Here is a 19,687-nt window from a genome sequence, read left to right on the forward strand (position 1 = left end):
TGGCTCAGTATCCGGAAAGTTTGGCGAGCTGATCCGCGGCCCAGTTGGTGTCGCCGAACATCTCGCCCAGGACGCGGCCGCGCTTCATGTAGAAGCCAATGTCGTATTCGTCGGTCATGCCGATGCCGCCATGCATCTGCACGCCTTCCTGTACGGCGACCGTGGTCGCAAGGCCGGTCATTGCCTTGGCGACGAGCGCGGCACGCTCGGCGTTGGCGTCGCCGGCATCGAGCGCTTGTTGCGCCTTGAGCACGGCCGCGCGCGCGACCTCCATCTCGGAATAGAGGTGCGCTGCGCGATGCTGCAGCGCCTGGAAGCTACCGATCGGTACGCCGAATTGCTTGCGCTCGCGGAGGTAGCCGAGCGTCATGTCCATCGCGCCGCCGCCGACGCCGAGCATCTCGGCCGAGGCCGCGGCCCGGGTGCCGGAGAGGATGCGCGAGAGGCCGGTCCAGCCCTCATCGACTTCGCCGATCACGGCATCGGCATCGACCTCCACGCCGTCGAACGACAATCGTGCGGCGATGCTCGCGTCGGCGAGGCGCTCGGGGCTGGCGGACAGGTTGGCCGCGCCCTTCTCGACCGCGAACAGGGTGATGCCCTTGTCCTCGCCGGCGCTGCCGGCGGTCCGCGCCGCGACGACGATCAGGTCCGCGACATGACCGTGAGCGACGAAGCTTTTCGTACCCGTCAGCTTGAAGCCGTTGCCGGAGCGCTCCGCCTTGAGCGCGATCTGTGAGGGCCGATGCTTGGCGCCTTCGTCGATCGCCAGCGCGACTACGGCTTCGCCTGACGCGATGCGCGGAAACCAGCTTCCCCGCAGAGCCTCGCCGCCGGTCGACAATGCGGAGACGCTCGCCACCGACGTCGAGAGGAAAGGCGAAGGCGTCAGGTTGCGCCCAATCTCTTCCAGCACCACGCCCGCTTCGACATGGCCAAGGCCCAGGCCGCCCTCGGTCTCGGGGATCAGGATGGAGGTGAAGCCCATCTCCGCGAACTGCTTCCACAGGCCGCGCGAGAAGCCGGTGGCGTCGTTGGCGTCGCGCAGCGAGCGCATGTGGGAAACGGGCGCGGTCTCGGACACGAACTGCCGCGCGCTGTCACGGAGCATCGCTTGTTCGTCGGTGAGGAAGAGAGGCATTCAAAAGTCCTTCGTGTTTGCCGGCGAAGGCCGGCATCCAGGAGTCGACGGTCAGGAGCTTGCGACTCCTGGGCCCCGGCCTTCGCCGGGGAACATTGGGCTATGCGCCGGGCAGATCCAGAATGCGCTTGGCGATGATGTTGAGCTGGATCTCGCTGGTGCCGCCCTCGATTGAGTTGGCCTTGGTGCGGAGCCAGGCCCGCGCCTTGGCGCCGCCGCCGGAAGGCGCGCTCTCCCACTCCAGGGCGTCCGAGCCGCCGGCCGCCATTACCAATTCGTACCGCGCCTTGTTCAGCTCGGTGCCGTAATATTTCATCATCGACGGCTGAGCGGGATGGGCACGGCCGTTCTTCAGTTCGTCCATGAACTTCTCGGACATGGCGCGGAACGCCCGCTCGCGCACCTCGAACAGGGCGATCTGCGCGCGGAGCAGCGGGTCGGCGAGGCGCCCCTCGGCATCGGTGCCGACCGCGCGCTTGGCGTCTTCGGCGAGCGCCGCGGGTCCACCCGAGCCGAGTCCGCCACCGCCCAGCCCCATGCCGGAGATCATCTCGCGCTCATGGCCCAGCAGATATTTGGCGACGTCCCAGCCCCGGTTCAGCTCGCCGACCAGCTGATCCTTCGGCACCTTCACATTATCGAAAAAGGTCTCGCAGAAGGGTGAATAGCCCGAGATCAGCAGGATCGGCTTGGTCGAGACGCCCTCGCTCTCCATGTCGAAGAGCAGGAAGCTGATGCCGTTGTGCTTCGATTCCCTGCTCGTCCGCACGAGGCAGAAAATCCAGTCGGCCTTGTCGGCATAGGAGGTCCAGACCTTCTGGCCGTTGACGAGGAAGTGATCGCCCTTGTCCTCGGCCGAGGTCTGCAACCCGGCAAGGTCCGAGCCCGCGTTCGGCTCCGAATAGCCCTGGCACCAGCGAATCTCGCCGCGGGCGATGGGGGGCAGGAAGCGCAGCTTCTGCTCCTCGGTGCCATATTTCAGCATGGCGGGCCCGAGCATCGAGATGCCGAAGCTATTGAGCGGATTGCGGCAGCCCAGACGCGCCATTTCCTGCTTCAGAACCTTCGTTTCTTCAGGCGAAAGCCCGCCGCCGCCATAGGCCTTCGGCCAGTCCGGCACCGTCCAGCCACGCGCCGCCATGGCGTCGAGCCACTTTTTCTGGTCGGGCGATAGCTGCGCCTTGCGGCCGCCCCAGACGATGTCCTGCTCGCCGCGCACCGGCTCGCGCATCGACGGCGGGCAGTTGGCCTCCAGCCATTCGCGCACATCGGCGCGGAAACTGTCCATCATGTCTTCAGCTCCTCATCAACTGATGCGCGGCCCGGGCGATCGCGATCGCCTGATGGTCGCGGTACAGATCGCAGGTCACCTGCAGCCCGATCGGCAGGCCGTCCGCTCCGATGCCGATCGGCACGCTCGTCGCCGGCAGGTTCGGGAAGGTGGCAAGCCCGGCATAGGCGAATTGCGGGGCGAAATCCGTCTCCACCCCGTCGACGATCAGCTTGCGCGTGCTTGTGGGCGTGTCGTCGTGCGGAAAGGCGGTGGTGCCGAACACGGGCGCGATCACCGCGTCATATTCGCGGAACAGCCGCTGCCACGCGCGGATGCACCGCGTCTGCTCGTCCTGCAAGTCGAACCAGCCGGTCAGCGACAAGGGCTCACCGCCGGGCGACGGCGCGCCGCGCGACAGGGCGGTCAGCAGCATCTTCATATAATGGCGATGCTGGGCGGCGAGATCGGGGAGCAAGTCGGGCGCGCGCTCCACTTCGGCGCCGGCGCGTTCGAACGCCTGTCCGACCGCTTCCACCGCGCGCTTCATTTCCGCCGAAGCAGGCGCGAGCGGATGTTCGGGAAGCAACAGGATGCTGAGATCGCCGACTTCGAACGCTTCCGAACGGGGCAGCGCGAAGTCGCTCAACACGTCCAGCAGCGCGGCAAGATCGTCGGGGTCGCGCGCCATCGGACCCATGACGCCAAGCGCCACGCGCGCGCTGTCGGTGCCGGGGAAACTATGGCCTTCGGGCGAGATCACGCCGTGCGTGCTCTTGTGCCCCCAGACGCCGCAGAAGGCCGCCGGCGTGCGGATCGAGCCGCCGATGTCGGAACCGATCTCCGCCGCGACGAAGCCAGCGGCGAGCGCTGCCGCCGCACCGCCGGACGAGCCGCCGCACACGCGCTCGGGGTCGAGCGGATTGCGGGTGCGGCCATAGACCGGATTGTTGCTCTGCAGGTCGGCGAGTGCGACCGGCACATTGGTCTTGCCCAGGATTACCGCCCCCGCCGCCTTCAGCCGCTGGACGGCGACGGCATCGGCGTGGGCGATGTGGTTCGCATGCTCGGCAAAGCCCCAGGTGGTGGGGAGCCCCGCGACGTCATAGCTTTCCTTGACCGTCATCGGCAGGCCGAGCAGCGGCGCCGGATCGCCATCCGCCAGCCGCTGGTCGGCAGCGCGCGCCTGTTCGCGCGCACGCTCGAAGTCGCGCACCACGACGGCGTTGATCGCAGCATCGCCGGCCTCGATGCGGTCAATCGCGGCTTCGGTCTCGGCCAGCGCAGTGGTGGCGCCGGAACGGATTGCGCTTACGGTCTGGAGGGCGGTCAGCATTTCGTTCCCCTGCGAAAGCAGGGGTCCACCCCTGGGCTCCTGCTTTCGCAGGAGAACTGGTGAGCAGTGCCCGTCACCGCCGGCTCTCGGTGATCGCGGAATAGATCATCGTCTTGAGCTCGCGCCGCACCGGGTAGGTGTTGCTTGGGCTCAGCTGGGTCATGAAGATGAAGATCAGCCGCTCGACCGGATCGATGTGGAAGGCGGTCGAGAACATGCCGCCCCAATAATATTCGCCGACCGATCCGTGGACGAGCGTCGGCGCCAGGTTGATCGTCACCGCGAAGCCGAGGCCGAAGCCCACGCCCGCATTGGTCGCTTCGCTGAACAGCGAACGCGACATGCTGGCAAGGTCGCTGCCGCCGGGCAGGTGGTTGATCGTCATCAATTCGATCGTCTTCGGGCTCAGCAGCCGCGTGCCGTGCAACTCGCCCTTGTTGAGCAACATCGCGCAGAAACGATGATAATCGGCGGCGGTCGAGACCAGCCCGCCGCCACCCGAGAATTGCGTCGGCTTGCGCGACCAGGCGCTCTCGGCGCCCTTGTCGTACATCACGGCGCCCTTTTCCGGGTGCATGGTGTAGCAGTCGGCGAGGCGGTGCACCTTGTCGGCGGGCACCTGGAAGAATGTGTCTTCCATGCCGAGCGGGGCAAAGATCCGATCGCGGAAAACCCGGTCGAGCGGCTTGCCTTCGATCCGCTGGATGATCAGGCCGAGAATGTCGGTCGCGACCGAATAATTCCACGCCTCGCCGGGCGAGAATTCGAGCGGGATGGCGGCGAGCGTGCGAACGACGCTGTCGAGATCGTGCTCGCCATACCAATTCTCGATCTTCGTCTCGCGATAGGCGGCGTCGATGTTGCCGCGATTCTGAAAGCTGTAGGTCAGGCCGGCGGTATGGCGCAGCAGGTCGACCATCCGCATCGGCGCGGCGGTCGGCCTGGTGACGAACGGCGCCGACCCGCCGCCGCCGTCATAGACGCCCAAGCCCTTCCACTCCGGGATGATGCGGTGCACCGGGTCGTCGAGCGCGACCTTGCCTTCTTCGACCAGCATCATGAAGGCGACGCTGGTCACCGGCTTAGTCATGGAGGCGATGCGGAACAGCGTGTCTGCGCCGACCGGCTGGCTCTCTCGCATCGATCCGGCGGACGAGAAATGCACCGGCTGGCCATCGCGGCTGACCAGCAGCTGCGTGCCCTTGAACCGCCCGCTCTGCACATAGCGCTGATCGAGGAAGCCATCGATCGCCGCGAGCCGTCCAGCGTCCATGCCGAAAGTGGCGGGATCGGCAATCTGCATGGCGGTCGCTCTCCTGTTTTCGCGGGGCGGCTTATCGCCTTGAGTGTGGCCTCGATCAACAATATCCCGCGGAAAAGCGCGGTTTTTCGATGATCGCGATGCGGGAGAGACTGAATGGCATTGGCGGACGCTACGGCATGGCCGCATCTGTCGCTGGAGGAATGCGAGGCGCTGTTGTGCGCGCCCGGCCAGCGATTCGAAATGGACACGATTGCGATCCGCGGGGTGCCGACTCGGGTGTGGAAGAACGCGCCGCCGAACCTGCGGGCGCTGGTCGAGCTGAGCCGCACCCATGGCGAGCGCCTCGCCTGTGTCCTCGAAGAGGAGCGGGTGAGCTTCGAGGCGCAATATCGTGCCATCGTGGCCTTGGCCGAGGCACTGCGGGAGCGCGGGGTCGGCAAGGGGGACCGCGTCGCGACGGTGATGCGCAACCTGCCCGAGTGGACCGTCGGCTTCTTCGCGATCACCAGCCTTGGCGCGATCGCCGTGCCCCTGAACGCCTGGTGGACCGGCCAGGAGCTGGAATATGGCCTGAGGGACTCGGGCGCGAAGCTGCTCATTGCGGACGCGCAGCGCTGGGACCGGATCGCGCCGTTCCGCGACGCCCTGCCGGACCTGGAGCATGTCATCGTCACCCGCGGCGACGGGCCGGAGACGCTGGAGAGCATCATCGGTCGGCCCAACGCCTGGGCTGCGCTGCCGGGGCGGGGCCTGCCCGATGTCGCGGTTGCAGCGGACGATGACGCGACCATCTTCTACACCAGTGGGACCACCGGGGCGCCGAAGGGGGCGCTCGGCACCCACCGCAATCTCGTGACCAACATCCTGTCGGGCGGCTATAACTCCACACGCGCCTTTCTCCGCCGCGGCGAGACGCCGCCGGAGCCGGAGCCCAAGGTTTTCCTGACCGTCATCCCGCTGTTCCACGTCACGGCCTGTTCGGCGACGCTGATGGGCGCGATGGCGGCGGGCCACACCCTCTGCTTCATGCGCAAATGGGATGCTGTCGAGGCGATGCGGATCATCGAGCGCGAGCGGGTAAACGTGACCGGCGGGGTGCCGACGATCGCCTGGCAGCTGCTCGAACATCCCGATCGCGCGAACTACGACCTGTCGAGCCTGGAAAGCATCGCCTATGGCGGCGCTCCCTCCGCGCCCGAACTGGTGCGGCGCATTCATGAGGAGTTCGGCGCGCTGCCCGGCAATGGTTGGGGCATGACCGAAACGATGGCGACGGTGACCGGGCACGGCGCCGAGGATTATCTTCACCGCCCGGACAGCGCCGGGCCGCCGGTTCCGGTCGCGGACTTGGAGATCAGGGCAGAGGACGGCGTGACCGTGCTTCCGCCGAACACGGTGGGCGAACTCTGGGCGCGTGGGCCGATGATCGTGCGCGGATACTGGAACAAGGCGGAGGCGACTGCCCAGACCTTCATCGACGGCTGGGTGCGCACCGGGGACCTAGCGCGGCTGGACGACGAAGGATTCCTGTTCATCGTCGACCGCGCCAAGGACATCATCATCCGCGGCGGCGAGAACATCTATTCGATCGAAGTTGAGAACGCGCTGTACGAGCATCCGGCGGTGACGGATGCCGCCCTGATCGGCATCCCGCACAAGACATTGGGCGAAGAGCCGGCAGCGGTGGTGCATCTGGCGCCGGGCGAACAGGCGTCGGAGCAGGACCTGCAGGACTGGGTCCGCGCGCGGCTCGCGCCGTTCAAGGTGCCGGTGCGGATCGTGTTCGTGGAGGAGACGCTGCCGCGCAACGCGAACGGGAAGATATTGAAGCGTGAGCTGAAGGCACTGTTCGCCTAAACCTCGGTCATCCCGAACTTGTTTCGGGACAAGGGTCGAGCCGCGAGTGGCCTGATGCAGCCCCCGAACCACCAGCCGCCGAATGCCTTGTCCCGAAACAAGTTCGGGATGACGATGGAGCTACTCCGCCGCCTTCGGCCTAATCCGGCTGACCAGCCCGGGCGCCCAGCGCATGATGAAGGCAAGGCGCTTAGCGGTCTTGCCGACGACCACGTGCCGCTTCCGGCCGTGAACCGCTTCCCACACCGCCTCGGCCACCTTTTCGACGGGCGTGAACTCCAGGCCCATCTCGACGACCCGCTCGCGCATGCTCTGGTTGGAGTCGGCGGTAGCGCCGCTCAGCAGCGGCGTGTCGATGAAGCTCGGCATGATCGAGCGAACCTTGACGCCGTGCGCCTCCTGCCACTCGGCGTCGAGCGAGTCGGTCAGCGCGCGCACGCCGAATTTGGTGACGCAATAGATCGACATGCCGGTGCCGGCATAAAGGCCGGCGGCCGAACAGGTGTTGACCAGCGCAGAGCCGGGCGTCGCCTTCAGGTGCGGCAGTCCGGCCTCGGCACCGTGGATCACGCCGCGCAGGTTGATGTCGAGCACACGGTCGGTCTCGTCCTCGCTCATCGCCTCGAACGCGCCGCCCTGCGCCACGCCCGCATTGTTGAACAGCACGTCCAGCCGGCCACCGCTCGCGGTCACGAACCGCTGCAAGGCGTCACGCCACTGCGTGCGGTCGCGCACGTCCATGCGGGCGGTGAAGGGGTCACCGCCGATCAGCCGCGCCGTCTCTGCCATCCCCGCTTCGCTGACGTCGCCCAAGCCGACGAACCAGCCGCGGCTGGCGAAGAGCTGCGCTGTGGCCCGGCCAATGCCGGATCCCCCGCCGGTGATGAAGATCGCCTTGCGCATGCCGCCCCTCCCGCTACTGTCACCAATGTAAGGAAAAGACCGCGGGCGGCAAGCTACTCGGCGGCCTGCGCCGCCTCCGGATCCTTCCAGACCAGCACCGGCTTGCGCGCGGCGAGCGTCTCGTCGAGGCGGCGGCGGGGTGCGAAATGCGGCGCGGCCTTGAGCGCCGGATCACCGGCCTTGGCCCGCTCCGCCACCGAGCGCAGCGCGCCGATGAACTGATCGAGCGCAGCCTTGCTCTCCGTCTCCGTCGGCTCGACGAGCATGGCGCCGTGGACGACCAGCGGGAAATACATGGTCATCGGGTGGTAGCCTTCGTCGATCAGCCCCTTGGCGATGTCGAGCGTGGTGAAGCCGTCGGCCAGTCCGTCGTCGGAGAAGAGCGCCTCGTGCATGCAGGGGCCGCTGTCGCCGAACGGTGCGTCGAGCACATCCTCGAGACTCCTGAGGATGTAGTTGGCGTTGAGAACGGCATCCTCGCTCACTTGGCGGAGACCGTCCGCGCCATGGCTGAGCATATAGGCAGCGGCGCGGGTGAACATGCCCATCTGGCCGTGAAACGCGACCATGCGGCCGAAGCTATGGGCGTGATGCTCGCCCGCCGTTTCCTCCTCGACCAGGTGGAAATGGTCGCCCTGCTTTTCGACGAACGGCAGGGGTGCGAAGGGCGCGAGCGCTTCGGAAAACACCACGGGACCCGAGCCCGGACCGCCGCCGCCGTGCGGCGTCGAGAAGGTCTTGTGCAGGTTGATGTGCATGGCATCGACGCCGAGGTCGCCAGGGCGTACGCGGCCGACAATCGCGTTGAAGTTCGCGCCGTCGCAATAGACGAAGCCGCCGGCGGCATGGACCGCGTCGGCGATACGCTTCAGGTCGGGCTCGAACAGGCCGCAGGTGTTCGGATTGGTGATCATGACACCCGCGACATCAGGACCCAGCCGCGCCACCAGCGCGTCGAAGTCGACGCGGCCGGCGGGCGTCGCAGGGATGTTCTCGACCGCATAGCCGGCAAAGGCCGCGGTGGCCGGGTTGGTCCCATGCGCCGACTCCGGCACCAGGATGACGGAGCGGGCATCGCCACGTGCCTCCAGCGCCGAGCGGATCGCGAGCAGGCCGCACAGTTCGCCATGGGCACCAGCCTTGGGGCTCATCGCGACGGCAGGCATGCCGGTCAGCTTGCACAGCCAGTCGGCGACCAGATGGATGAGCGCATAGGCGCCCTGCACCGTTTCCTGCGGCTGCAGCGGGTGGATGTCGGCAAAGCCCGGCAGCCGCGCCATCTTCTCGTTCAACCGCGGATTGTGCTTCATGGTGCACGATCCGAGCGGGAAGAGGCCAAGGTCGATCGCGTAATTCTGGCGGCTGAGGCGGGTATAGTGGCGCACCGCTTCCGGCTCGGACAGGCCGGGGAGGCCGATGGGGCGGGTGCGGAGCAAAGCTCCTCCCCGGAACGGGGAGGGGGACCGCGACGCGTCAGCGTCGTGGTGGAGGGGCCGCAGCGCAGCGAGGACTGCCGAACCCTCCGCTTCGCTCCGGGCCCCTCCACCATGCTGCGCATGGTCCCCCTCCCCGTTCCGGGGAGGAGCTGGGGGGAGGTCAACACCCGTCGTCTCCTCATCGCCGATCTCGAAGATCAACGGTTCCTCGAGCATCAGCGCGCGGTTGCCGGTGAAGGTCTGCGCGACCGTCTCCGTCTCGCCTTCGGGGCGGGAGACGCGGCCCTGTCGGTTCATGCTCATGCCAGTTCCTCCTCGAGGGCGGCGGCCAGGGCCTCGACATCCTCAGTCGTGGTGGTTTCGGTGACGGCGACGACCAGCCCGTTCTGGAGCGCGTCGACACCCGGATAGAGGCGGCCGAGCGAGACGCCGGCGAGAATGTCACGCTCGGCCAGGCGGCGAACCAGCGGGCGGGCCTCCTTCGACAGCTTGAGCGTGAACTCGTTGAAGAAGGCGCTGTTGACCAGTTCCACACCCGGCACCTTGGCCAGCCGTTCGGCAGCAGTCGCCGCGCCGGCATGGTTCACTTCCGCCAGGCCGCGCAGCCCTTTCTCGCCCAGCAGAGTCATGTGGATCGAGAAGGCGAGGGCGCATAGCCCCGAGTTGGTGCAGATGTTGGAGGTCGCCTTCTCGCGGCGGATATGCTGCTCGCGGGTCGAGAGCGTCAGCACGAAGCCGCGCTTGCCCTCGGCATCGACCGTCTCGCCACAGAGCCGGCCCGGCATCTGGCGGACGAACTTCTCCTTGCAGGCGAACAGGCCGACATAAGGCCCGCCGAACTGCAGCCCGACGCCCAGCGCTTGGCCTTCGCCGACGACGATGTCCGCGCCCATCTCGCCCGGGCTCTTGAGCAGGCCGAGCGCGACCGGTTCGGTGACCACCGCCACCAGCAGCGCACCCTTCTCATGCGCACGGGAGGCAAGCTGCGACAGGTCGGCGACCCGGCCGAGAATGTCCGGATACTGGACGACGACGCAGGACGTGTCGCCGTCAATGGCCTCGATCAGCGCGTCGATGTCGGTGGCTTCCTCCAGCTTCGGCAGGGCGGTGCGGAGATCGTCGCCGGTGAAGCGCGCCATCGTCTTGGCAACGGAGACATAATGCGGATGGAGACCGCCCGAGATCAACGCCTTGCCGCGGCGGGTGATCCGGCGGGCCATGGTGATCGCTTCCCAGCAGGCGGTCGAGCCGTCGTACATCGATGCGTTTGCCACGTCGCAGCCGAGCAGGCGGGCGACCTGGGTCTGGAACTCGAACAGCATCTGCAGCGTGCCCTGCGCGATTTCCGGCTGATAGGGCGTGTAGGCGGTCAGGAACTCACCGCGCTGGATCAGGTGATCGACGCTCGCCGGGATATGGTGGCGGTAGCTGCCGCAGCCGAGGAAAAAGGGCACGTCGCCAGCCACCATGTTGCGTCGGGCGAGGGCGGACAGCTGGCGCTCGACCGACAGCTCGGACGCATGGTTCGGCAGCTCGGCGATGGGCGCGGACAGCCGCGCCTCGGCAGGCACGTCGACGAACAGGTCGTCGATGCTGTCGGCGCCGACCTTGTGCAGCATGGCGCTGCGATCGGCTGGGGTGAGGGGAAGGTAGCGCATCAATCAGGCTTTCTCATCGTAAATCGGAGACGGACATAGTCGGCGATCCAGTTCCCATCGGGCTGGCGCAGCAGGGGTTCGGCGCGAGCCTCAGCCTCGGCGACGACAGCGTCGATCTCGGCCTCGGGAACGCGAGCGGCGTCGAGGAAGCCGGCGCGGAAGGTGCGGTACCAGGCTGCGGCACCCACCGGCAGCGGCGTTGGCCGATCGATCAGCCAGGCTTCGACATCCGCAAAGCCCGCGCCTCCATAAACGGCGCGAAACTCATCGGGTGAGGCATACCATTGCGGGTCTTCCGCCGGCACGGGATAGCCGTGTTCGGTCAGAACTTCGCGCAGCGCACCGCGCAGCTTGGCGATGTTGCCGGCGCCGCCCTGCTCGCCGACGAAGCGGCCGCCGGGCTTGAGGGCCCGGAACACGCCGCGCGCGACAGCGGGCGGATCGAGCATCCAGTGGAGCGCGGCGTTGGAAAAGACCGCGTCGAACTCGCCGTCAAAAGCGAGCGCCTGGCCGTCCATCACTCGCGCGTCCAGCCCCCGCGCCTTCGCCGCCGCCACCATCTCGGACGAGGCGTCGACGCCGACCACTTCCGCGCCTGCCGCGACCAGTGCCTCCGTCAGCACACCATCACCGCAGCCGAGATCGAGGATGCGCTCGCCGGCTTTGGGCGCGAGCAACTCCACCACCGCCTTGCCGAGCTCGGGCACGAAAGCGGCGTTCTTCGCGTAATCGGTCGGGGACCAGCGGGAGGTCGGATTGAGCAATAGACTAACCCCTTCACCGCTCGCTTCGAGCGAAGTCGAGAAGCCTGTCCTGAGCTTGGACGAAGGGCGTATCTCGACTGCGCTTGATACGAACGGACTTAAAGAGAGCTGACGAACTCCTTGTACGCGCCCTCGTCCATCAGCCCGTCGAGCTGGGACGGGTCGCTCAGCCGGAGCTTGAAGAACCAGCCTTCACCTTCCGGCGCGGTGTTGACGAGATCGGGGGTGTCGGCGAGCGCGGCATTGCCCTCCGTGACTTCACCCGAGACCGGCGCATACACGTCGGACGCGGCCTTGACCGATTCCACGACCGCCGCTTCGCCACCCTGGCTCAGCTGGCGCCCGGCTTCCGGCACTTCGACGAACACGACGTCGCCAAGCTGGCTCTGCGCATAGTCGGTGATGCCGACGGTGGCGGTGTCGCCGTCAACGTCGATCCACTCATGCTCCTTGGTGAAATAGCGCGGCATCATCAGGCTCCCTTGCGGTGATAGCGGTGGGGGACGAACGGCATGGGCGTGACTACGCCCTCGAAGATCTTGGCGCGCTGGTTGAGGCGCACGCGGGTGCCTGCATCGGCGGATGACAGCGGCACATAGGCCATGGCGATCGGCCGCTCGAGGCTCGGCGAAAACCCGCCCGAGGTAACGCTGCCGACGTCGTTGCCGTCATCGTCGACGACGGTCGCGCCCTCGCGGACCGGCTGCCGCCCTTCGACGAACAGGCCGACGCGCTTCACCACGGCGCCCTGCTCACGCTCCAGCAGGATGCGCTCGGCGCCGGGGAAATTGCGCTCCTCGCGCCGCCGCTTGGACAGCGCGAAGCCGAGATCGGCCATTACGGGCGTGGTCGCTTCGTCGAGGTCGTGGCCGTAGAGCGGCAGGCCGGCTTCCAGGCGCAGCGAGTCGCGCGCGCCGAGGCCGATCGGCTTGATCTCCGGTTGCTCGCACAGCAGCGTGGCGACCCGCTCCGCTTCGGAAGCCGGGAGGCTGATCTCCACGCCATCCTCGCCGGTATAGCCGGAGCGGCTGATGCCGATCTGCACGCCGTTCCAGTCGAAGCCGGTGCCTTCCATAAAATAGAGGTTCGCCGCCTGTGGCCAGATGCGGGCGACGGCTTCCACGGCCTTCGGCCCCTGCACCGCCAGCAGCGCCTGGTCTTCCAAGTGGTTGAGCACGATCTCGTCGGGCAGATGCTCGCGCAGATGGGCGATATCGTCCCATTTGGTCGCGCCGTTGACGACCATGTAATAGGCGCCGCCGCCGAGGCTCGTCACCATCAGGTCGTCGAGAATACCGCCGCCCTCGTTCAGTAGGAGCGAGTAGCGGATCTTGCCCTCACCAAGCCCCTTGATGTCGCCGGGAAGAAGGGCCTCCAGTGCAGCCGCGGCGTCGGGACCGCTGATCAGCAGCTGCCCCATATGGCTGACGTCGAACAGGCCCGCGGACGAGCGCGTCCAGAGATGCTCGGCGATAATGCCTTCATACTGAATCGGCATGTGATAGCCGGCGAAGGGCACCATGCGGGCTCCGCGGACGCGATGCCACGCATCGAGCGGCAGGGTCTGGGTGTGTTGGTCTTCCGCTTCGTCGCTCAACTCGGCCTCCGTGACTGCGCAGCACCGCCCGGCAGCGCCGGACGCATGAGCTGCCCCCTCTGTCACGGAACCTGAGAGCTTTCGCCGTTCTTTCGAACAGCTTACCCCTTCGGTGGCCCGGGCTGACGCACGGACGCTTTCCAGAGTGTCGCTGTCAGCGCACGCGGTCCTTTGACCTGAGAGATTCCGGGGCGGTTGCTCCTTCGGCGTCCTGGTCGAAACCAGAAACTCTCCCGCGCGCGCCCGGCAGTTGCCCGCCGGCGACGTCAGCGGCTGTGGCGGGCCTCGCCCTCTGAGTCAACGCCGACGCCGTGCCGATAGACCAAAGTCGCGCCTTTCCATCCGGAATAGCCGAGCAACAGCACGGCGAGCGCGGACAGGATCAGCCCGGTGGGCGAAATCGCGCCGGGGCCGCCGGTAAAGCGCCAGGACCAGTTCACGATCTCGACCAGCACCACCAGCAGATTGGCGATCAGGTGATGATGGGCCGCCCGCAAGGCGCGGACCCGCGCATCGCCGAAATAATCGATCAGGCCGAAGATCGCAGCGATCCCGGCGGTGAGGATGCCGAGCCCGAGCGTCAGCAGGCCGACGGTCGCCCAGAACAGTTCGCCCGTGGTCGCGAACAGGATGTCGCAGAACAGGGTGGCGATGAACAGCGTGACCGGGAACATCACCGTCATCGGGTGGATCGGGTGTCCGGCAATGCGGGCGGTGCTGCGCGGGTGATCCTGGGTCATGTCAGCGCAACGCCGCGCCGAGCGGGCCGTTCCGCCCCTTGCGTCAGCCTGTGTTCAACCCATCTCCGCCACGGCCAGGATGATGGATAGACGGACTTTTCTCGAAGGCGCGGCCGCTGCTGCCACGGTTGGCGTCGCGAGCGAAGCGGTGGCGCTGAGCTTCACGTCGACGCGCGTGTCGGTGCAGGTCCGCGGCGAGGGACAGGATGTGATCCTGATCCCAGGCCTGACAAATGGACGCAGCGTGTGGGACGGCACGGTGCGCGCGGTGCCCGGCTATCGCTATCATCTGGTGCAAGTGGCGGGCTTCGCGGGCGATCCGGCGGGCGGCAATGCGTCGGGACGAGTGGTGTCGGCGGTCGCGGAAGAGATTGCGCGCTACATCGCCGAAGCAAAGCTCAAGAGCCCGGCGCTGATCGGCCACTCGATGGGCGGCATCGTCGCGGTGATGGTCGCGGCGCGCTATCCGGCCCGCGCAGGCAAGGTGATGGCGGTCGACATCTTGCCGTCGCCCGCAAGCGGCTTCGGCTTTGCCGGCGCGCAGATCGCCCCGCTCGCCGATGCTCTGTTCGGCTCCCTGATGAGCACGCCGGGCGGACGTCGCACGCTGGACAATCTGATCGGCACGTTCGGCGGATCGGGCATCGCCAACAGCCGGAGCGACTCGGGCGTGGTCGCCCGCGCGACGCACGAGCTGGCCACCACCGACCTCACGCCCGAACTGTCGAAGATCAAGGCGCCGCTGACCGTCGTCTATGCCGTCCCCTCGAGCGCGCAGGACGCGCCGGCGGTGGATCGGCTCTACCGGACCAGCTATGCGCCGGCCAAGGATGCGCGACTGCGCCGCGTCCCCGGCGCCACTCACATGGTCATGTATTCGCAGCCCCAGCGCTTCTACGCGGAGGTGCGGGAGTTCCTGCGCAGCTAGGGCGCCAGCACGGTATCTCGCGCTTCCGGCAGCAGGTCCGGATAGTCGAGCGTATAGTGCAGGCCCCGGCTTTCCTTCCGCGACAAGGCGGAGCGAACGATCAGGTCGGCGACCTCGACGAGGTTGCGAAGTTCGACCAGGTCCGGCGTCACGCGGAAATGGCCGTAATAATCGGCCACTTCCTGACGCAGCAGGCGGATGCGGTGCTGGGCACGCTCCAACCGCTTGTTGGTGCGGACAATGCCGACATAGTCCCACATGAAGCGGCGGATCTCGCGCCAATTGTGTTGAACGATGACTTCCTCGTCCGAATCGGTGACGCGGCTTTCGTCCCAGGGGCGGATCGCCGGCGGCTCCGGAAAGCTGTCGAAGTTGGCGGCGATGTGCCTGGCCGCCGCTTCGCCGAACACGAAACATTCGAGCAGTGAATTGGAGGCGAGGCGATTAGCGCCGTGCAGGCCAGACTCCGACACTTCGCCGGCGGCATAGAGGCCAGGTAGGTCGGTGCAGCCGTGCAGGTCGATGATGACGCCGCCGCAGGTGTAATGCTGGGCCGGCACGACCGGGATCGGCTGTCTGGTGATGTCGATGCCGAGTGTCAGCAGCTTGGCATAAATGGTCGGGAAATGATGCTTCACGAAGTCGGGCGGCTGGTGGCTGATGTCGAGATGGACATAGTCGAGGCCCAGCCGCTTGATCTCATGGTCGATCGCGCGCGCGACCACGTCGCGCGGCGCTAGTTCCGCGCGTTCGTCGAAGTCCGGCATGAAGCGGTGCCCCCCATTGGGAACTCCGCTCGGCAGCTTCAGCATACCGCCCTCGCCGCGCACCGCTTCGGTGATCAGGAAGTTCTTGACCTCAAGGTTGTATAGGCAGGTCGGGTGGAACTGCATGAACTCCATGTTGGAGACGCGGCAGCCGGCCCGCCACGCCATGGCGATGCCGTCCCCCGTCGCGCCGCGCGGTGCGGTCGAATAGAGGTAGGTGCGGCCCGCCCCACCGGTGGCAAGGATCGTCGCGCGGCCGGTGAACAGCTCGACGCCCCCGGACTTGCGATTGATCGCGTACACGCCCCACACGCGGCCATCGCCCGAATATCTGACGCCATGGCGGCCGGTGACGAGGTCGATTGCGACACGGTCGGGCACCAGCGTGATGTTCGGATGCGCCTGTGCCGCTCGTTCTAACGCCTGCTGCACCGCCCAGCCGGTCGCGTCGTCGACATGGACGATGCGCCGGTGGCTGTGCCCGCCCTCGCGGGTGAGATGCCAGCCCGGCCCTTCCTCGTTGAAAGGCACGCCAAGCTCGGCCAGGCGCGCAATCGCCGCCGGGGCATTTTCGACCACGAACTCGACGGTCTCGCGGTCGTTCAGCCCGGCGCCGGCGATCATCGTGTCTTCAATGTGCTGCTCGAACGTGTCGCCTTCGTCCAGCACTGCCGCGATGCCGCCCTGCGCCCAGGCCGTTGACCCTTCGGACAGGCCGCCCTTGGCGAGCACGACTACCTTGAACCGATCGGCCAGGTTCAACGCGGCGGTCAGCCCCGCCGCGCCCGAGCCAAGGACCACGACGTCAAAGGATTGCGCTCCGCTCATTCCCGCTCAGGCCGCCCTGGTCAGGCTCAGGAATACGTCTTCCAGATCGGCTTCTTTGGTCGATACGTCGACGATGCCGAGACCCGCGCCGCTGACTGCCGCCAGCACCTCGCCGGCATTCACCTTCGTCTTCGAATAGGTGATCTCCAGCACCCGCTCCCCGCGCAGCACGATCTTTTCGAAGCACGGGGCTTCGGGCGGGGCGGTGAGGTCGCGATCGACCGTGACCTCCACCAGCTTTTCCTGCGCCTTGTTGACCAGCTCGCGCGTGGGTTCGTTCGCGATCAGCCGGCCATGGTTGATGATCGCGATGCGATCGCACAGCTCTTCGGCTTCTTCGAGATAATGGGTGGTCAGCACGACGGTCACCCCTTGCGTGTTCAGTTCGCGCACATAGGCCCAGAGCTGCTGACGTAGCTCGATATCGACGCCGGCGGTCGGTTCGTCGAGGACCAGCACCGGCGGCGAATGGACCATCGCCTTGGCGACGAGCAGCCGCCTTTTCATGCCACCTGACAGGGTGCGGGAATAGGCGTTGGCCTTGTCCTCCAGATGCACGGCGCGAAGCAGCTCCATCGACCGCCTCTGGTCCTTCGGCACGCCGTACAATCCGGCGAACAGCTCTAGCGTCTCAAACGGCGTAAAGAAGGGATCGAAGACGATTTCCTGCGGCACGATGCCGATCGACGCCTTGGCGTTGCGCGGATGCTCGTCGATGTCGAAGCCCCAGATCGAGGCGGTGCCGCTGGTCTTCATCACCATGCCGGACAGGATGTTGATCAGCGTCGACTTGCCGGCGCCGTTCGGGCCGAGCAGGCCGAAGATCTGGCCGCGCGGCACGTCGAAGCTGACGCCATCGAGCGCGCGCTTGCCGCCCTTATAAGTCTTGGCGAGATCGCGGATCGAGATGGCGGCTTCGGTCATGCGACGGGGTTAGCCGGGAAGGGCTGGAAAGGGCAACGCGCCATTGCTAACAGCCGCGGCCATGATCCCGCCGCCCGAGACTTTCCGCGTCAACGCCCGCCGCGTCGCTTGCGACGGTTCCGGGCACGGCATCGATTCGGCGCTGGGCCACCCGCGCGTGTTCATCGAGATCGACGACAAGGGCTATGGCGAATGCGGCTACTGCGACCGCCGCTTCGTGATCGCCGGCGGGCCCGCGGATGATGAGGCGCTCACAAACTACTAACCGGATCGGATGCCGGCCCCTATATCGGGGGCATGACTCTCCCCACCGACCCGCGCGCCTGGCTCTATCGGGCCGATCTCGATCCTGACACCGCGCTGAAGCTGACCGCCGCCGCGCTGAAAAGCTGCGACGATGGCGAGCTGTATCTCCAGTATCAGACCTCCGAGAGTTTTGGCTTCGATGACGGCCGGCTGAAGACGGCGGACTATAACACCACGGCTGGCTTCGGCCTGCGCGGCGTCTCGGGCGAGATGACCGCCTTTGCCCATGCTAACGAGCTTTCGGCGGCGGCGATCAAGCGTGCGGCGGAAACGATGCAGCTGCTCGATCCGGCCAAGGGCCAGCCCGCGCCGCCGCCGCAGCGAAGCAATCGCCACCTCTACACGGCCGACGATCCGCTCACCCTGGTGCCCTTCGCCGAGAAGGTTGCGCTCTGCCAGAAGATCGATGCTGCGGCGCGGGCGCGCGATCCGCGCGTCAGCCAGGTGTCGGTGGGTCTGTCCGGATCATGGAGCGTGATCGAGATCGTGCGGCCGGACGGCTATGTCGCGCAGGACATTCGGCCGCTCGTCCGCCTCAACATCTCGATCGTCGTCGAGCAGAATGGGCGGCGCGAGACGGGATCCTATGGCATGGGCGGCCGCTATCTCTACGGCCGGCTGTTCGAGGAAGCGGCGTGGCAGCGCGGCATCGGCATCGCGCTCGACCAGGCGCTGGTGAACCTCGAGTCGGTCGCCGCTCCGGCGGGTGAGATGACCGTCGTGTGCGGCCCCGGCTGGCCCGGCGTGCTGCTGCACGAGGCGATCGGCCACGGCTTGGAGGGCGACTTCAACCGCAAGGGCACTTCGGCCTTTTCGGGTCGCATCGGCGAGCGGGTAGCGGCGCCCGGCGTCACGGTGGTGGACGACGGCGCGATCGAGGACAGGCGCGGATCGCTGTCGATCGACGACGAAGGCACGCCGACGCGCGAAACGGTGCTGATCGAGGATGGGATCCTCAAGGGCTATATGCAGGACCGGCTGAACGCGCGGCTGATGGGCGTGGAGCCGACCGGCAATGGCCGCCGCCAATCCTATGCGCACGCACCGATGCCGCGCATGACCAACACCTTCATGAAAGGCGGCAATGACGATCCGGCGGAGATGATCGCACGCGCCGGCTCGGGCATCTACGCCAAGAGCTTCGGCGGCGGGCAGGTCGATATCGTGTCGGGCAAATTCGTGTTCAGCTGCACCGAAGCGTACCGGATCGAGAACGGCAAGATCGGCGCTCCGATCAAGGGCGCTACTCTGATCGGCGACGGGCCGACCGTGCTGACCAAGGTCCGCGCGATCGGCAACGACTTCGCGCTCGACGAGGGTGTCGGCATGTGCGGCAAGGGCGGGCAGAGCGTGCCGGCGGGCGTCGGCCAGCCGAGCCTGATGATCGAGGGGCTGACGGTCGGCGGAACCGCGACCTAGGGCTTCAATCCCGGGTTGAGCGCCTGCACTTCGGTCAGGAAGCTTTTCGGCTTGCCCATGAAGCGCGTGTTCGGGTTGGTCTTGAGCCCCAGGACCTGCAGCGCGTCGCGAACGAAGCTCACGCAATTGGCCTTGTACAGGTCGTAGCTCGGCTGCTTGCGGCTACCCCAGTCCGCGACCACGTTCATCAGCTTGCGATATTGCTCATCGGACAGTCGCACGGTGAAATGCAGTCGGCTCCTGCCGATATAGTCAGGCTTCATCTCGACGATCTTGCCCGCGACCGGGCTCATCAGGATGGCGGGCGTGACCGTCTTGGCGGTGAAGCCGTAATTCTTCTTCGGTACGCCCGGCCCCTCAACTTCGAAGAAGCCGTGCGGGAACACCGAACCGAAATCCCGCGAATAGAAGCGGGCGAGCACGTCAGCTTGGGCGGCTGAGAAGGGAAGGAGCGCCAGCAGCAGCGCAAAAAGCAATCGAATCATCGGATTGGCTTAGTCGAGTTGCCGCTCCATCCAAGCAGGCTTGTTCGGCAGCGGCGCTCGCCGC

The 19,687-nt window shown here is 66.8% G+C and carries 18 protein-coding genes and 2 riboswitches; of the genes, 4 read left to right on the plus strand and 14 right to left on the minus strand.

Features of this window, described 5'->3' with window-relative positions; translation table 11 throughout:
- Nucleotides 1–4 precede the first annotated feature (4 nt).
- From HJG53_RS11340 to HJG53_RS11355, 4 genes are all read right to left on the minus strand, one after another.
- Nucleotides 5–1,141: an acyl-CoA dehydrogenase family protein gene (locus HJG53_RS11340; protein WP_171130572.1), complete on the minus strand. Its 1,137-nt coding sequence runs from the start codon at nt 1,139–1,141 to the stop codon at nt 5–7.
- 100 nt (nt 1,142–1,241) lie between these two features.
- Nucleotides 1,242–2,432, minus strand: coding sequence for an acyl-CoA dehydrogenase family protein (locus HJG53_RS11345; RefSeq protein ID WP_171130574.1), 1,191 nt, complete (start codon nt 2,430–2,432; stop codon nt 1,242–1,244).
- Nucleotides 2,433–2,436: 4 nt separating this feature from the next.
- Nucleotides 2,437–3,747: an amidase family protein gene (locus tag HJG53_RS11350; protein WP_171130576.1), complete on the minus strand. Its 1,311-nt coding sequence runs from the start codon at nt 3,745–3,747 to the stop codon at nt 2,437–2,439.
- Between the two features lie 73 nt (nt 3,748–3,820).
- Nucleotides 3,821–5,050, minus strand: coding sequence for a serine hydrolase (locus HJG53_RS11355; protein WP_171130578.1), 1,230 nt, complete (start codon nt 5,048–5,050; stop codon nt 3,821–3,823).
- A 114-nt stretch (nt 5,051–5,164) separates the two neighbouring features.
- On the opposite strand from HJG53_RS11355, the gene HJG53_RS11360 reads away from it, so the two are divergent.
- The gene (locus HJG53_RS11360; RefSeq protein ID WP_171130579.1) at nt 5,165–6,868 is read left to right on the plus strand and encodes a class I adenylate-forming enzyme family protein; all 1,704 of its coding nucleotides are present in this window, start codon (nt 5,165–5,167) and stop codon (nt 6,866–6,868) included.
- Nucleotides 6,869–6,988: 120 nt separating this feature from the next.
- Here HJG53_RS11360 and HJG53_RS11365 read toward each other — a convergent pair whose 3' ends face one another.
- From HJG53_RS11365 to HJG53_RS11395, 7 genes are all read right to left on the minus strand, one after another.
- Nucleotides 6,989–7,771 carry an SDR family oxidoreductase gene (locus HJG53_RS11365; RefSeq protein WP_171130581.1) on the minus strand — a complete coding sequence of 261 codons (783 nt, stop codon included), beginning with the start codon at nt 7,769–7,771 and terminating at the stop codon, nt 6,989–6,991.
- A 53-nt stretch (nt 7,772–7,824) separates the two neighbouring features.
- Complete coding sequence (gcvPB, locus tag HJG53_RS11370; protein ID WP_171130583.1) at nt 7,825–9,510, minus strand: aminomethyl-transferring glycine dehydrogenase subunit GcvPB; 1,686 nt, start codon at nt 9,508–9,510, stop codon at nt 7,825–7,827.
- Nucleotides 9,507–10,865 (minus strand): aminomethyl-transferring glycine dehydrogenase subunit GcvPA, encoded by a 1,359-nt coding sequence (gene gcvPA, locus HJG53_RS11375; RefSeq protein ID WP_171130585.1) that lies wholly within the window; start codon nt 10,863–10,865, stop codon nt 9,507–9,509. Before gcvPA ends, gcvPB begins: the two co-directional genes overlap by 4 nt.
- Nucleotides 10,865–11,629, minus strand: a complete 765-nt coding sequence (locus HJG53_RS11380; RefSeq protein WP_171130587.1) for a trans-aconitate 2-methyltransferase — start codon at nt 11,627–11,629, stop codon at nt 10,865–10,867. The genes gcvPA and HJG53_RS11380 overlap by 1 nt, the downstream gene beginning before the upstream one ends.
- 98 nt (nt 11,630–11,727) lie before the next feature.
- Nucleotides 11,728–12,099 carry a glycine cleavage system protein GcvH gene (gene gcvH / locus HJG53_RS11385; RefSeq protein WP_171130748.1) on the minus strand — a complete coding sequence of 124 codons (372 nt, stop codon included), beginning with the start codon at nt 12,097–12,099 and terminating at the stop codon, nt 11,728–11,730.
- Nucleotides 12,100–12,101: 2 nt separating this feature from the next.
- Complete coding sequence (gcvT, locus tag HJG53_RS11390; RefSeq protein WP_171130589.1) at nt 12,102–13,226, minus strand: glycine cleavage system aminomethyltransferase GcvT; 1,125 nt, start codon at nt 13,224–13,226, stop codon at nt 12,102–12,104.
- A 49-nt stretch (nt 13,227–13,275) separates the two neighbouring features.
- Nucleotides 13,276–13,380, minus strand: a riboswitch (glycine riboswitch).
- Nucleotides 13,381–13,472, minus strand: a riboswitch (glycine riboswitch).
- Between the two features lie 20 nt (nt 13,473–13,492).
- Nucleotides 13,493–13,966 carry a DUF2231 domain-containing protein gene (locus HJG53_RS11395; protein ID WP_171130591.1) on the minus strand — a complete coding sequence of 158 codons (474 nt, stop codon included), beginning with the start codon at nt 13,964–13,966 and terminating at the stop codon, nt 13,493–13,495.
- Between the two features lie 82 nt (nt 13,967–14,048).
- Between HJG53_RS11395 and HJG53_RS11400 the strand changes: the two genes are divergently transcribed.
- Nucleotides 14,049–14,894: an alpha/beta fold hydrolase gene (locus HJG53_RS11400; protein WP_171130593.1), complete on the plus strand. Its 846-nt coding sequence runs from the start codon at nt 14,049–14,051 to the stop codon at nt 14,892–14,894.
- On the opposite strand, the gene nadB is transcribed toward HJG53_RS11400, so the two are convergent.
- Nucleotides 14,891–16,489 (minus strand): L-aspartate oxidase, encoded by a 1,599-nt coding sequence (nadB, locus tag HJG53_RS11405; protein WP_171130595.1) that lies wholly within the window; start codon nt 16,487–16,489, stop codon nt 14,891–14,893. The two genes, HJG53_RS11400 and nadB, sit on opposite strands and share 4 nt — an antisense overlap.
- A 6-nt stretch (nt 16,490–16,495) precedes the next feature.
- On the minus strand, nt 16,496–17,413 hold the full coding sequence (locus tag HJG53_RS11410) for an ABC transporter ATP-binding protein (protein ID WP_171130598.1): 918 nt from the start codon (nt 17,411–17,413) through the stop codon (nt 16,496–16,498).
- Between the two features lie 61 nt (nt 17,414–17,474).
- Here HJG53_RS11410 and HJG53_RS11415 point away from each other — a divergent pair, with 61 nt between their 5' ends.
- Nucleotides 17,475–17,678, plus strand: a complete 204-nt coding sequence (locus tag HJG53_RS11415; protein ID WP_171130600.1) for a zinc-finger domain-containing protein — start codon at nt 17,475–17,477, stop codon at nt 17,676–17,678.
- A 32-nt stretch (nt 17,679–17,710) separates the two neighbouring features.
- On the plus strand, nt 17,711–19,138 hold the full coding sequence (gene tldD / locus HJG53_RS11420) for a metalloprotease TldD (RefSeq protein WP_171130602.1): 1,428 nt from the start codon (nt 17,711–17,713) through the stop codon (nt 19,136–19,138).
- On the opposite strand, the gene HJG53_RS11425 is transcribed toward tldD, so the two are convergent.
- On the minus strand, nt 19,135–19,623 hold the full coding sequence (locus HJG53_RS11425; protein ID WP_171130604.1) for a hypothetical protein: 489 nt from the start codon (nt 19,621–19,623) through the stop codon (nt 19,135–19,137). The genes tldD and HJG53_RS11425 overlap by 4 nt on opposite strands.
- Between the last annotated feature and the right edge of the window lie 64 nt (nt 19,624–19,687).

The sequence above is a fragment of the Sphingomonas sp. ID1715 genome, from assembly GCF_013044515.1.
Classification (GTDB): Bacteria; Pseudomonadota; Alphaproteobacteria; order Sphingomonadales; family Sphingomonadaceae; genus Sphingomonas_B.